The 12,964-nt window shown below is 55.5% G+C and carries 13 protein-coding genes; 6 read left to right on the top strand and 7 right to left on the bottom strand.

The genetic code is table 11. From position 1 onward, the window contains the following. Window positions 1-29: 29 nt before the first annotated feature. Window positions 30-533, bottom strand: a complete 504-nt coding sequence (locus ACOTY5_RS11840; protein WP_045141916.1) for an ESA_00282 family adhesion-associated protein — start codon at window positions 531-533, stop codon at window positions 30-32. Window positions 534-636: 103 nt separating this feature from the next. Here ACOTY5_RS11840 and ACOTY5_RS11845 point away from each other — a divergent pair, with 103 nt between their 5' ends. Next, on the top strand, window positions 637-1,041 hold the full coding sequence (locus ACOTY5_RS11845) for a hypothetical protein (RefSeq protein ID WP_032655029.1): 405 nt from the start codon (window positions 637-639) through the stop codon (window positions 1,039-1,041). 1 nt (window position 1,042) lies between these two features. Further along, window positions 1,043-1,468 carry a hypothetical protein gene (locus ACOTY5_RS11850; RefSeq protein ID WP_017382748.1) on the top strand — a complete coding sequence of 142 codons (426 nt, stop codon included), beginning with the start codon at window positions 1,043-1,045 and terminating at the stop codon, window positions 1,466-1,468. Between the two features lie 80 nt (window positions 1,469-1,548). Here ACOTY5_RS11850 and exbD read toward each other — a convergent pair whose 3' ends face one another. Together exbD and exbB are read right to left on the bottom strand one after the other, a co-directional pair. Beyond that, window positions 1,549-1,974, bottom strand: a complete 426-nt coding sequence (exbD, locus tag ACOTY5_RS11855) for a TonB system transport protein ExbD (RefSeq protein ID WP_001251472.1) — start codon at window positions 1,972-1,974, stop codon at window positions 1,549-1,551. Window positions 1,975-1,978: 4 nt separating this feature from the next. Then, window positions 1,979-2,710 (bottom strand): tol-pal system-associated acyl-CoA thioesterase, encoded by a 732-nt coding sequence (gene exbB, locus ACOTY5_RS11860; protein WP_003862482.1) that lies wholly within the window; start codon window positions 2,708-2,710, stop codon window positions 1,979-1,981. A gap of 251 nt (window positions 2,711-2,961) precedes the next feature. On the opposite strand from exbB, the gene metC reads away from it, so the two are divergent. Both metC and yghB read left to right on the top strand, forming a co-directional pair. After that, window positions 2,962-4,149, top strand: coding sequence for a cystathionine beta-lyase (metC, locus tag ACOTY5_RS11865; protein WP_045141915.1), 1,188 nt, complete (start codon window positions 2,962-2,964; stop codon window positions 4,147-4,149). A gap of 142 nt (window positions 4,150-4,291) precedes the next feature. Further along, window positions 4,292-4,951, top strand: a complete 660-nt coding sequence (gene yghB / locus ACOTY5_RS11870) for a DedA family general envelope maintenance protein YghB (RefSeq protein WP_015571869.1) — start codon at window positions 4,292-4,294, stop codon at window positions 4,949-4,951. A gap of 45 nt (window positions 4,952-4,996) precedes the next feature. Here the strand turns inward: yghB and ACOTY5_RS11875 are convergent, their stop codons facing one another. Continuing rightward, entirely contained in the window at window positions 4,997-5,896 is a 900-nt protein-coding gene (locus tag ACOTY5_RS11875; protein WP_017382749.1) for an AraC family transcriptional regulator, read from the bottom strand. Between the two features lie 195 nt (window positions 5,897-6,091). Here ACOTY5_RS11875 and yqhD point away from each other — a divergent pair, with 195 nt between their 5' ends. Together yqhD and dkgA are read left to right on the top strand one after the other, a co-directional pair. After that, complete coding sequence (gene yqhD, locus ACOTY5_RS11880; protein ID WP_003862492.1) at window positions 6,092-7,255, top strand: alcohol dehydrogenase; 1,164 nt, start codon at window positions 6,092-6,094, stop codon at window positions 7,253-7,255. A gap of 105 nt (window positions 7,256-7,360) precedes the next feature. After that, window positions 7,361-8,188: a 2,5-didehydrogluconate reductase DkgA gene (gene dkgA / locus ACOTY5_RS11885; protein ID WP_003862493.1), complete on the top strand. Its 828-nt coding sequence runs from the start codon at window positions 7,361-7,363 to the stop codon at window positions 8,186-8,188. Window positions 8,189-8,274: 86 nt separating this feature from the next. Here dkgA and ACOTY5_RS11890 read toward each other — a convergent pair whose 3' ends face one another. The 3 genes from ACOTY5_RS11890 to plsC form a co-directional block, all read right to left on the bottom strand. Beyond that, the gene (locus tag ACOTY5_RS11890) at window positions 8,275-10,449 is read right to left on the bottom strand and encodes a YgiQ family radical SAM protein (RefSeq protein ID WP_126497268.1); all 2,175 of its coding nucleotides are present in this window, start codon (window positions 10,447-10,449) and stop codon (window positions 8,275-8,277) included. A 151-nt stretch (window positions 10,450-10,600) separates the two neighbouring features. Continuing rightward, window positions 10,601-12,013, bottom strand: a complete 1,413-nt coding sequence (ftsP, locus tag ACOTY5_RS11895) for a cell division protein FtsP (protein ID WP_017384056.1) — start codon at window positions 12,011-12,013, stop codon at window positions 10,601-10,603. Window positions 12,014-12,074: 61 nt separating this feature from the next. Continuing rightward, entirely contained in the window at window positions 12,075-12,812 is a 738-nt protein-coding gene (plsC, locus tag ACOTY5_RS11900) for a 1-acylglycerol-3-phosphate O-acyltransferase (RefSeq protein WP_003862497.1), read from the bottom strand. Window positions 12,813-12,964 lie beyond the last annotated feature (152 nt).

The following is a 12,964-nucleotide window of genomic DNA, read 5'->3' on the forward strand; positions in this document are numbered from 1 at the left end:
AAACGAAACCAGCGCTCAGTATATCTCAACTATACCTCGTTGGGATCCACATCCGGACGCGCATACTCCGGCCAGACCAGCGCGACCAGTTCCGGGTAGGCTTCCAGGCTAAACTCGCGAAAACACTGGCGCAGATTTAATACGTCTAAATCGGAGTACGACACCTTCTCGCCATTCAGACAGCGCTTTTTGATATTGTCGTAATATTTATAAACCGCCGAATTAAGGTCGCTACAACGGCGTTGCGCGTCGAACAGGCCGGGCGTATCATTAATTTCAGCCATTTTCATTCGCTTAATTGTCGCATGGAGAAAATCGATATATTCGTGATTTACCCGCCAGTACCAGACCGGCGTCACGGTGTTCATCAATACGGAGAAATGATCTTCCCCCTCCTCTTTCGACATCAATTCAGGCTGCGGCGGTTCACTGACGTCTTTTGACGCTTTCGTTTTATTTAACTCTTGCATCAATAAAAGCACGCCAGCGGTCAGTAATAGTAACGTTATGACCGTAAAGAAAATGCTGTTCATGGGTAGGCTCCATTTTTTTTGATTTTAAAATTGCCTCATGTTATTGTCAACGAATCTCACCCTTTTTCCACCCCCACCTTTTTTGAAATTAAAGGAAATTAAAATGCTGCCCGACAATCTTGTCCCGGCAAAGTACCACATTACGCCTGTGGAACAGCCTTCGACGGAAGCAGATAAAGAGGCGAATTTCACTCAAGGAAAAAGAAAACTCTCCGACTATGAAGCCGACATATTAATTGGTGTTTCACGCACCGGCAAATCCCGTAATATGGTGCTGGAAGAGCACGATCGCCATTTAAAAGAGCGTTTATTTCGCGCCATCAAGATTGAAGCCTTAGTTCATCTGCTGAATGATTTACAGGCCGAAGGGGAAATAGACGCCCAGAGGCTCAGTCAAATAATGACCGAGAAAACGCAGCAAATAAATGAGGCCGGCAATGAAATTTGGCTTAATTTAATTACGCGTGAAAAAAACAATCCCATTTTTTATAACCTGGGGGAAGATTAACGTGAATGATGACAGCGGTAATAACGTTTATTTGACTTTAGATGATAAGAAAAGCGATGAATTTATCTTAAAGCAGAATCTCGACGCCCTGAAAAAGATAAAAAATGACGAGATGACGCGAATTACGCAGGATTTGGTTTCGATTCCGGCCACGCTGGTGCGCCTGAAATGGCAGAATCGTCGGGAGATTTACGCCTTGCAGGCCAAGGAGGAGATTTACGGCGCGGTGATGAACGCCATTATTGAACAGCGCCCTGAGCTTAAGGAGAAGATCCTCGGGCGACTGGAGGCGAACTATCAGTACCTGCTGGCACGCGAGACAGCCACCCTGCGCCTGACCCGAAAACTCTCGGAAGGTCATTACCGAACTTCAAACGTGACCTGTGTAGCGCTTGATGAAGAGGCGCCGACGGCGCCTTCAGTGTGAGTCAACAATGATTGTTGCGGAATGCAGGCCGGGTAAGGCGGCGCCGCCACCCGGAAGGGAAGGCTGCAAAAGCCTTCGTTTTACTTCGCGGCCGCTTTCTCTTCGCCGACCAGACCAATCTTCAGGTATCCCGCCTGATGCAGCGTGTCCATTACCTTCATCATGGTTTCATAATCGACGGTTTTATCCGCGCGGAAGAAGACGGTGGTGTCTTTCTTGCCGCCGGTCAGCTGGTCCAGCGCCGGAATAACCGAGGCATCCGTTACCGGATCGTTGCCCAGGAACATGGACTTATCGGCCTTCACGGACAGGTAAATAGGCTTTTCCGGACGCGGCTGCGGCTGGCTGGAGGACGCAGGCAGATTCACCTTCACGTCCACCGTCGCCAGCGGTGCGGCAACCATAAAGATAATCAGCAGAACCAGCATGACGTCGATAAACGGCGTCACGTTGATCTCATGCATTTCACCGTTATCGTCCAGATTTTCATTAAGACGCATTGCCATACAATCAACCTACGCGCAGTTTGGACGCCGCATGTACCGGTTTAACGGCGCTGGCGTTCAGGTCCAGATCGCGGCTTTGCAGCAGCAGAACCTGCGCGGCAACGTCACCCAATGTGGCTTTGTAACTGCCAATCATGCGCGCGAAGATGTTATAGATAACAACCGCCGGGATAGCGGCAACCAGACCGATAGCCGTGGCCAGCAGCGCTTCTGCGATACCCGGCGCGACGACCGCAAGGTTAGTGGTCTGCGTCTGGGCGATACCGATAAAGCTGTTCATGATGCCCCAGACGGTACCGAACAGGCCGACGAACGGGGAGATGGCGCCGATAGTCGCCAGGTAGCCGTTACCGCGGCCCATATGACGACCCACGGCCGCAACGCGACGCTCCAGACGGAAGCCGGTACGCTCTTTAATGCCTTCATTATCTTCACTGCCTGCGGAGAGTTCCAGCTCGTTCTGCGCTTCGTTCACTAACAGGGTAGTCAGGCTTTTCGCATGGAAGGATGAGGTGATATCAGAAGCCTGATCCAGAGAGCGGGCTTCCGCCAGCTGCTTCTGCTCACGCTTGAGGCGGCGTTTTTGTGAAAGAAGTTCGGCGCTCTTGCTGAAGAAGATAGCCCAGGTGATCACGGACGCCAGAATCAGGCCGATCATCACAATCTTAACTACGATGTCAGCATGTTGATACATGCCCCAAACGGAGAGATCCGTCTGCATCAAATTATTACCCACTCTGTATCTCCAGGACGCAAATCACAAAATCTGAACGTAATAATATCAAAACGTCGTCGAATTGATAGTAGTTCTCATTAGTATTTACATAGTGCCGTAATTTTCGCTCACTTTCCTTGCGCTTACGCAGTAAAAATTTCTTATGCGAATTTTTGATAATATTTTCTGCTTATTCGATAAGCATCCGGATGCACATTCTGACAATCGTGGTAGTCTGGACGTCCAGACGTATAAAAATAGGGTTAGCGAACATGACTAAAAAGCAGCTTGAGACCACGCTGGTGCAGGCAGGACGCAGTAAAAAATACACTCAGGGCTCGGTCAACAGCGTGATCCAGCGCGCCTCCTCGCTGGTGTTTGATACCGTTGAAGATAAAAAAATCGCTACGCGTAATCGCGCGAAGGGCGGGCTGTTTTACGGTCGTCGTGGCACGTTAACCCATTTCTCGTTGCAGGAAGCCATGTGCGAACTGGAGGGCGGCGCGGGCTGCGCGCTTTTCCCGTGCGGCGCGGCGGCGGTCGCCAATACCATTCTGGCGTTTGTGGAACAGGGTGACCACGTCCTGATGACCAATACCGCCTACGAGCCAAGCCAGGACTTCTGCACCAAAATACTCAGCAAGCTCGGCGTCACCACCAGCTGGTTCGATCCGCTGATTGGGGCCGGTATTGCCGGGCTTATTCAGCCCAACACGCGCGTTGTGTTCCTGGAATCTCCCGGCTCCATCACCATGGAAGTGCATGATGTTCCGGCTATCGTGAAGGCGGTGCGCAGCATAGCGCCGGAAGCGATCATCATGATCGACAACACCTGGGCGGCAGGTGTGCTGTTTAAAGCCCTGGAATTTGACATCGATATCTCCATTCAGGCGGCGACCAAATACCTGATTGGCCATTCCGACGGCATGATCGGTACGGCGGTGTCTAACGCCCGCTGCTGGGATCAATTGCGTGAAAACGCCTACCTGATGGGCCAGATGGTGGATGCCGATACCGCCTACATGACCAGCCGGGGCATCCGTACGCTCGGCGTGCGTTTGCGTCAGCATCACGAAAGCAGCCTGCAAATTGCACAGTGGCTGGCGCTGCATCCGCAGGTGGAGCGCGTTAACCATCCGGCGCTGCCGGGTAGCAAGGGCCACGAATACTGGCAACGTGACTTTACGGGCAGCAGCGGGTTGTTCTCATTTGTTCTTAAAAAGCGCCTGAATGACGCCGAACTGGCAAGCTATCTGGATAACTTTACCCTCTTCAGCATGGCCTATTCATGGGGTGGGTTTGAATCGCTGCTCCTGCCCAACCAGCCGGAGCAGATTGCGGCCCTGCGCCCGGGCGGCGAGGTGGACTTCGAGGGGACCTTAATCCGCCTGCATATCGGGCTGGAAAATGTGGACGATTTAATTGCGGATTTATCGGCAGGATTTGAGCGCATCGTGTAAAGTGCTGGCTGAAATGTACTCCCCGGACGCTATTCTGAACACCGCAAGCAGAAAAGTCTGTATGAGATGCGCCTGCGATCAACCCCGACAGGCAAAATTGGGAGTACAATAGCGTTATATCTGCTGTTCCACAGGAAAGTCCATGGCTGTTATTCAAAATATCATCACGGCGCTCTGGCAACACGATTTTGCCGCGCTGGCGGACCCGCATGTCGTCGGGATTGTCTATTTCGTGATGTTCGCGACGCTGTTTCTGGAAAATGGATTACTGCCAGCCTCATTTTTACCCGGTGACAGCCTGCTCTTGCTCGCAGGGGCGTTAATCGGCAAGGGCGTGATGGACTTCGCACCGACAATGGTGATCCTCACCTCTGCGGCCAGTCTCGGCTGTTGGCTGAGCTACCTGCAAGGGCGCTGGCTTGGAAACACTCGCGTGGTGAAAGGCTGGCTGGCGCAGCTGCCGCATAAATATCACCAGCGCGCGACCTGCATGTTTGACCGTCACGGCCTGCTGGCGTTACTTGCCGGGCGTTTTCTGGCGTTTGTTCGTACCCTGTTGCCTACCATGGCGGGTATTTCAGGCCTCTCTAACCGCCGCTTCCAGTTCTTCAACTGGCTGAGCGCCCTGCTCTGGGTAGGCGTGGTCACCACGCTCGGCTACGCGCTGAATATGATCCCCTTTGTTAAGCGCCATGAAGACCAGGTGATGACCTTCCTGATGATCCTGCCGATTTTCCTGCTGGTTGCAGGGCTGGTGGGTACCATTGCGGTAGTGATTAAGAAAAAGTATTGCAGCGCATAAATAAAAGCCGGGTGGCGCTACCGCTTACCCGGCCTCCGTTTCCCCTCAGGCTCCCTGCATGGTTCTTATACGTGACGCATCTTCCCCCGGCGTGACGCCGAAGTAGCGCTTAAACTCCCGACTAAACTGCGACGCGCTTTCATACCCGACCCGCATCGCCGCGGCGCTGGCCTTCATGCCATCGTGGATCATCAGCATCCGCGCCTTATGCAGACGGTAGGTTTTGAGGTACTGCAACGGCGACGTGCTGGTGACGGATTTAAAGTTATGGTGAAACGCCGAGACGCTCATATTGGCTTCCGCCGCCAGCTGGTCAACGCTGAGGTTTTCCGTGTACTGGCTCTCGATGCGCTTCAGCACGCGGCTAATCAGGCTGAAGTGCGTTTGCCGGCTTACCAGCGCCAGCAGCGCCCCGCCGCCCGGTCCCAGCAGCACATGGTAAAGAATTTCGCGGATAATCTGCTTTCCGAGAATACGCGCATCCAGCGGCCTTTCCATCACGTCTAACAGGCGTTCAATCGCGCAGAGAATTTCCTCCGACAGGGTCGCGGAGTTGATACCGCTTGCCGCCATTGACGGCCGGAAAAGTTCGTCCTCCCCAATCTCCATCAGCAGCTCCTGCAACTGGAGGATGTCGACGTTGACGCGGATCCCGGCCAGCGGTACCTCCTCTGTCGCGAAAGTTTCACATTCGAAGGGTAAAGGTACTGTCAGAAGCAGATATTCATTGGTGTCGTAACGGAACACGCGCTCATTGATATAGCCAATCTTATGGCCAGAAAAGAGAAACACGATGCCGGGCTGATACATCACCGGGGTGCGCGTCCCGGGCTGGGTACCGTACAGCAATCGGATATCCGGCAGCAGCTCAGCCGAATCATTTCCGTTATCTATCAGTCTTTTAATCTGCGACGTTAGCTGGCGGCAGATGGCATCACGGTTCATTTTCAGTTACTCCGGGTACGGTTTCCGACGCTGACAGTGTGCGCATTTTCTTACCGTTTCTCCAGCGCGCTGTAGAAATGGGCAAGACATCGGCAGGAATGTGCATTGAGAGGATAGCGCCTGCCCGCCACAATGAGCAGCATCAGGTTGCCTTCTGCGCCACCACGATTTTTTACCCACTACAGGGAACAAGCCATGAACAACTTTAATCTTCACACCCCAACCCGCATTCTGTTTGGTAAAAACGCTATCGCTGACCTGCGCGCGCAAATCCCGACGGACGCCCGCGTCCTGATTACCTACGGCGGCGGCAGCGTGAAAAAAACCGGCGTACTGGATCAGGTGTACAGCGCTCTGGAAGGCCTGGACGTGCGCGAGTTCGGCGGTATCGAGCCTAACCCGTCTTATGAAACGCTGATGAACGCGGTAAAAATCGCCCGCGAGGAGCAGATCACCTTCCTGCTGGCGGTGGGCGGCGGTTCCGTGCTGGACGGCACCAAATTCATCGCGGCGGCGGCGCATTACGCTGACGGCATCGACCCGTGGCATATTCTGGAAACGGGCGGCAGCGACATCAGCAGTGCGATCCCGATGGGCTCCGTGCTGACGCTGCCGGCCACCGGTTCTGAGTCCAACAAAGGCGCGGTCATCTCCCGTAAAACCACCGGTGACAAGCAGGCCTTTATGAACGAACACGTTCAGCCCGTGTTCGCGATCCTCGATCCGGTTTACACCTATACCCTGCCTGCGCGTCAGGTGGCGAACGGCGTGGTCGACGCCTTTGTTCACACCGTTGAGCAGTACGTTACTTACCCGGTAAACGCCAAAATTCAGGATCGTTTCGCGGAAGGCATTCTGCTGACGCTGATTGAAGAAGGTCCAAAAGCGCTGAAAGAGCCTGAAAATTACGACGTGCGTGCCAACGTGATGTGGGCTGCCACCCAGGCGCTGAACGGCCTGATCGGCGCAGGCGTGCCGCAGGACTGGGCTACTCATATGCTCGGTCACGAGCTAACGGCGATGCACGGCCTGGATCACGCCCAGACGCTGGCGGTGGTTCTGCCTGCGCTGTGGAACGAAAAACGTGACGCTAAACGCGCCAAACTGCTCCAGTACGCCGAACGCGTGTGGAACATCACCGACGGTTCCGACGATGCGCGTATCGATGCCGCGATTGAAGCCACCCGTCACTTCTTTGAAAGCCTGGGCGTGCCAACGCGTCTCTCTGGCTACGGCCTGGACGGCAGTTCCATCCCTGCCCTGCTGGCGAAACTGGAAGCACACGGTATGACGCAGATCGGCGAGCATGGCGACATCACCCTGGACGTCAGCCGTCGTATTTACGAAGCGGCACGCTAAGCGTTTTTAGGATCCTGACTTTCGTTTTTTGACATTTCGTCCAGACTTAATGCACATCACATCGTCGGAGGTTCCCTCCGGCGATGAGCACCTGAAGGAGGAAAAATGGCAAACCAAACCGTAATCAAGCTACAGGACGGCAACGTGATGCCCCAGCTGGGGCTAGGTGTATGGAAAGCCGGTAACGACGAGGTCGTCTCCGCCATTCATAAAGCCCTGGAAGTCGGCTATCGGTCCATCGATACCGCCGCCGCCTATAAAAACGAGGACGGCGTGGGAAAAGCGCTTGCCAGCGCCGGCGTTCCCCGGGATGAGCTTTTCATCACCACCAAGCTGTGGAACGACGATCAAAAGCGTCCCCGCGAAGCGTTGCAGGAGAGTCTGGAGAAACTCCAGCTCGATTTCGTCGATCTTTATCTCATGCACTGGCCGGTACCGGCTATCGACCATTACGTTGATGCCTGGAAAGGGATGATTGAACTGCAAAAAGAGGGGCTGATAAAAAGCATCGGCGTCTGTAATTTCCAGGTTCATCATCTGCAACGCCTGATTGATGAAACGGGCGTCGCGCCGGTGATTAACCAGATTGAGCTGCACCCGCTGATGCAGCAGCGCCAGCTTCATTCATGGAACGCCACGCACAAGATCCAGACCGAATCCTGGAGCCCGTTGGCCCAGGGCGGCGAAGGGGTGTTTGACCAGAAAATCATCCGTGAACTGGCGGATAAGTACGGTAAAACCCCGGCGCAGATCGTCATTCGCTGGCATCTGGATAGCGGTCTGGTGGTGATCCCGAAATCGGTCACGCCATCGCGTATCGCCGAGAACTTCGACGTCTGGGATTTCCGCCTGGATAAAGACGAGCTGGGTGAAATTGCGAAGCTGGATCAGGGCAAACGGCTTGGGCCGGACCCGGATCAGTTTGGCGGGTGATCCCCTCACCCTGCCCTCTCCCCGGAGGGGAGAGGGTTAGACCTGTAGGCCCGGTAAGCGCAGCGCCACCGGGCATTGTTACAGGTTTAACCGGTCTTACGTTTTACGTTCTTCTTCGTTCCCGCAACACCGTTCGAACGCTGATGCACAATCGGCGTGTGCTTGGTCAGCGCCGGGCGCGTGTTGCGGTTCTGGCGGCGCGCTTCGCGCATCTCTTCCAGCGTTGGCGCTGGCACCAGGCAATCACGACGCGAGCCGATCAGGTGCTTTTTCCCCATCTCTTCCAGCGCCTGACGGATCAGCGGCCAGTTTTTCGGATCGTGATAACGCAGCAGCGCTTTATGCAGACGGCGCTGTTTATCCCCTTTCGGCACCACCACGTCTTCGCTCTTATAACCAATCTTACTCAGCGGGTTTTTGCCGGTGTAATACATGGTCGTCGAGTTGGCGAGCGGCGACGGGTAGAAGTTCTGCACCTGATCCAGACGGAATCGACGCTGCTTCAGCCACAGCGCCAGGTTCACCATGTCTTCATCCCGGGTGCCGGGGTGTGCGGAGATGAAGTATGGGATCAGATACTGCTCTTTCCCCGCCTGTTTTGAATAAGTATCAAACAGCTGTTTAAAGCGGTCATAGCTGCCCATGCCCGGCTTCATCATTTTGGACAGCGGGCCTTCTTCGGTGTGCTCCGGGGCGATCTTCAGATAACCGCCAACGTGGTGCGTCGCCAGCTCTTTGATGTAGCGCGGATCTTCCACCGCAATGTCGTAACGCACGCCGGAGGCGATCAGGATCTTCTTGATGCCTTTCAGATCGCGGGCGCGACGGTAAAGATTGATCGTCGGCTCGTGGTTGGTGTCCATATGCTCGCAAATGCTCGGATAGACGCAGGAGAGACGACGGCAGGTCTGCTCGGCGCGCGGCGATTTACAGCGCAGCATATACATGTTGGCCGTTGGACCACCCAGATCGGAGATCACGCCGGTAAAGCCCGGCACCGTGTCGCGAATCGCTTCGATCTCGTTAACAATCGACTCTTCGGAACGGCTCTGAATAATACGGCCTTCGTGTTCGGTGATCGAACAGAAGGAGCACCCGCCGAAGCAGCCGCGCATGATGTTGATTGAGAAACGAATCATCTCGTACGCCGGAATGCGGCTGTTGCCATATGACGGATGCGGCACACGCTTGTACGGCAGGGCAAACACGCTGTCCATCTCTTCGGTAGAGAGCGGGATCGCCGGCGGGTTAACCCAGATATAGCGCTCGCCGTGCTTTTGCATCAGCGCTCGCGCGCAGCCGGGGTTGGTTTCATGGTGTAAGATGCGCGACGCGTGGGCGTAGAGTACTTTATCGCTTTTTACTTTTTCGTAGGACGGCAGCAGCACATAGGTTTTTTCCCACGGCTTCGGACGCGGCGGCTGCACCACCACGGCCTTTGCTTCCGCTCTCTTCGGCTCAACCGGTTTATTATCCGCGCACGGCAAATCGTCACCGTACGGATGCGGGATAGGGTCGATTTTGCCCGGCATATCGATAATGCGGGAATCCACCCCACTCCAGCCCGGCAGCGCCTCTTTCACCATGATCGCGGTGTTGCGCACGTCGCGGATCTCGCTGACCGCTTCACCCTGCGCCAGGCGATGCGCCACTTCCACCAGCGGACGCTCGCCGTTGCCGAAGATCAGCATGTCGGCTTTTGAATCCACCAGCACCGAACGGCGCACGGTGTCAGACCAGTAGTCGTAGTGCGCGGTGCGGCGCAGGCTCGCCTCGATGCCGCCCAGGATCACCGGCACGTCTTTCCATGCTTCTTTGCATCGCTGGGTGTAGACGAGGGTCGCGCGATCGGGACGTTTACCCGCCACGTTGTCAGCCGTATAAGCGTCGTCATGGCGCAGCTTACGGTCGGCGGTGTAGCGGTTGATCATCGAGTCCATGTTGCCCGCGGTCACGCCGAAGAACAGGTTAGGCTTGCCCAGACGCATAAAGTCGTCTTTGCTGTTCCAGTCAGGCTGGGAGATGATCCCCACGCGGAAGCCCTGAGCTTCAAGCATACGGCCACAGATCGCCATGCCAAAGCTCGGGTGATCGACATACGCATCGCCCGTCACCAGAATGATATCGCAGCTGTCCCAGCCCAGTTGATCCATCTCTTCCCGGGACATCGGCAGGAACGGCGCCGGTCCAAAGCAGGCTGCCCAGTACTGGGGCCAGGAGAAGAGGTCGCGATCCGGCTGGATCAGGGAAATAGCGCTCATAATGCTTCCGAAGAAAAAATAGACAAAAGGAGCGGGATTATACGCTGGTTTACCGGGGGAAATGAAGGGGTATTTATTGCCCGGTGACGCTACGCTTACCGGGCCTACGGGCCTGTAGGTCGGGTAAGGCGAAGCCGCCACCCGACTCGTTTTACGGTGCCGGATTCACCAGCATCTGCCCTACCGATCCCCTGTCCATCATCTCCAGCGTCTGGCTGTGGAACAGGAACGGGAAGTGCGGCCAGGAAGGCTGGCCGTAGTAGACGAGCAGTTCGACCTGGCCATCCACCCAGACGGTATCTTTCCAGCCCCTGTCTTCCGGGAACGGCATCGCCCCGTTGACGTTGCGGATCAGGAATGACACCCCTTCAATATGGAACGACTGCGGCATCTCCGAGCGGACGGTCCAGCGCTCCCAGGTTCCCTGCTGGGCGGTGATATCAATGCGGTTTACGTCCCACAGCGCGCCGTTGATGCCCGGATCGTCGCCAAGGCTGATATCGCGACTGCGTACTGCCGGGCCGGTCACAATCTCCTGCGGCAGCAGGCGCATCGGCAGACTGTCGGTCACCAGCGGCAACAGGCCGGTCGGGCGCAGCGTCAGCACCAGCGTGGAGACCAGCACGCTCGATGGTTCAAAGAAGCCACGAATACGGTCAACAATGCTTGCCGCTTCGCCGCAGGTCACGGACACTTCATCCCCGTTGGTCATATCCACGAGGATCTCACGACGTTCGCCCGGTGCCAGCGCCAGCTGTTTTACCGATACCGGCGCAGGTAATAACCCCTGATCGCCTGAAATCACATGCAGCGCGCGGCCGTCGCTCATCTGCAACTGGTAGCGGCGCGAGTTAGAGGCATTCAGCAGACGCAGGCGCACCCAGCCACGAGACACTTCGACATACGGGCTTTGCGCGCCGTTAACCAGCAGCGTATCGCCCACAAAACCACCGCTGCCCGGCTCGCTGTACTCCGGCGTGCCGAAGTTATCCAGCCGCTTGTCCTGAATAATGATCGGGAAATCATCAACGCCGTAGTGATTCGGGATCGGCAGCGTTTTGCTGACCTCATCTTCAATCAGCCACATTCCGGCCAGGCCGTTGTAGACCTGCTGGGCGGTGCGGTTCGGGGTGTTGGCGTGATACCACAATGTCGCCGCGCTCTGACGAATCGGGAGGACGGGCGCCCAGTCGGCATTCGGCGACATCATGCGTGCCGCGCCGCCAATCAGCGGCCCCGGCACCTGCAAACCACTGACGGTCATCGCGACATTTTCCGTCGTACGGTTACTGTAGATGAGCTTAACGTCATCGCCATTCCACACGCGAATGGTCGGCCCGAGGTAGCGTCCGTTAATGCCCCATACCTGCGCGCGCGTTCCCTGGGTAAAGGACCAGTGGCTACGCTGAAGCGTGAGGAATAGCGGCTGCCCGCGACGGGATTCAATCAACGGCGGAATAGGCAGCGGCTGTTGCTGCCCGGCGGCGCTGGCTGTCCGCGGCATCGCACCCGCACAAAGGGCGATACCCGAAGCCTGAATAAACTGACGCCGACTGAGTGACATATAAGCTCCATCTGAAACGACTAACAACGCGGGAATTCGTTTTCCCTTACACGACACCGGGTCAAATCTTACCGGCGGCTTCTCGCTCTGCAACTTCTTTATCGAGCTGCGCAATATGCTGAGCCATCAGCTCGCGGCAGTGCGTGGCCAGCTCGCGCACCTGGTCTTTACCGTATTTTGAGGTATCTACCGGCGGCAGCATTTCGACAATGACCAGTCCGTTATTCAGACGGTTAAGATTAATCTTATTCGATGTATTGGAAACACACACGGGAATAATTGGAACGCCTGCCGCAATTGCAGCATGAAACGCGCCGGTCTTAAACGGCAGCAGGCCGCGACCACGGCTGCGCGTCCCTTCCGGGAACATCCAGATGGAAATCCGGCGCTTTTTAAACTGATCCACCACTTCCGCAATGGTACCATGCGCTTTGGCGCGGTTGTTACGGTCAATCAGTAAGTTACCGGTGAGCCAGTACAGCTGACCGAAAAACGGGATCCACAGCAGGCTTTTTTTACCCACGGTTACGGTCGGCGGAAGAACAATATTTGAGGCCGTCACCATATCGTAGTTGTTCTGATGGTTAGCGATATAGATGGCGTTACCGAAATTCTCCGCCCCTTCAGGCAGACGCTTTTCAACCTTCAGGCCAAATAGCGGCGCAAGACGACCAAACATGTGGCCAAACGTCGCGACATGCTTTGGGTTACGCGGGCTGAACAGGCAATAAATCGATCCGAAAATACAGACCAGAATGCAATAAATAACGGTAAGAATGAGACGAACAATGTATAGCATAGCGACCTCTGAAGCCCTGACAGCTGACAATTATACTTCACCTGTGGCCAGGTAAGGACTTTATTACGAGCGCGTATTGTTAATCGCAACGCACGAATTAACAACGTTTTTACGGGAAATTTTATGGTAATTCCCCCTCCGGAAAGAGGGGG

It is taken from the genome of Enterobacter cloacae complex sp. SHL018, assembly GCF_049237905.1.
Lineage (GTDB): Bacteria > Pseudomonadota > Gammaproteobacteria > Enterobacterales > Enterobacteriaceae > Enterobacter > Enterobacter hormaechei_C.

Excerpts from the sequence above, each read along its gene's own strand:
- exbD (WP_001251472.1), bottom strand. The coding sequence starts at position 1,974 with ATGGCAATGCGTCTTAATGAAAATCTGGACGATAACGGTGAAATGCAT.
- ACOTY5_RS11890 (WP_126497268.1), bottom strand. The coding sequence starts at position 10,449 with ATGAGCGCTATTTCCCTGATCCAGCCGGATCGCGACCTCTTCTCCTGG.
- ACOTY5_RS11845 (WP_032655029.1), top strand. The coding sequence starts at position 637 with ATGCTGCCCGACAATCTTGTCCCGGCAAAGTACCACATTACGCCTGTG.
- ACOTY5_RS11875 (WP_017382749.1), bottom strand. The coding sequence starts at position 5,896 with ATGAACCGTGATGCCATCTGCCGCCAGCTAACGTCGCAGATTAAAAGA.
- plsC (WP_003862497.1), bottom strand. The coding sequence starts at position 12,812 with ATGCTATACATTGTTCGTCTCATTCTTACCGTTATTTATTGCATTCTG.
- metC (WP_045141915.1), top strand. The coding sequence starts at position 2,962 with ATGACTAAAAAGCAGCTTGAGACCACGCTGGTGCAGGCAGGACGCAGT.
- yqhD (WP_003862492.1), top strand. The coding sequence starts at position 6,092 with ATGAACAACTTTAATCTTCACACCCCAACCCGCATTCTGTTTGGTAAA.
- yghB (WP_015571869.1), top strand. The coding sequence starts at position 4,292 with ATGGCTGTTATTCAAAATATCATCACGGCGCTCTGGCAACACGATTTT.
- dkgA (WP_003862493.1), top strand. The coding sequence starts at position 7,361 with ATGGCAAACCAAACCGTAATCAAGCTACAGGACGGCAACGTGATGCCC.
- ACOTY5_RS11840 (WP_045141916.1), bottom strand. The coding sequence starts at position 533 with ATGAACAGCATTTTCTTTACGGTCATAACGTTACTATTACTGACCGCT.
- ftsP (WP_017384056.1), bottom strand. The coding sequence starts at position 12,013 with ATGTCACTCAGTCGGCGTCAGTTTATTCAGGCTTCGGGTATCGCCCTT.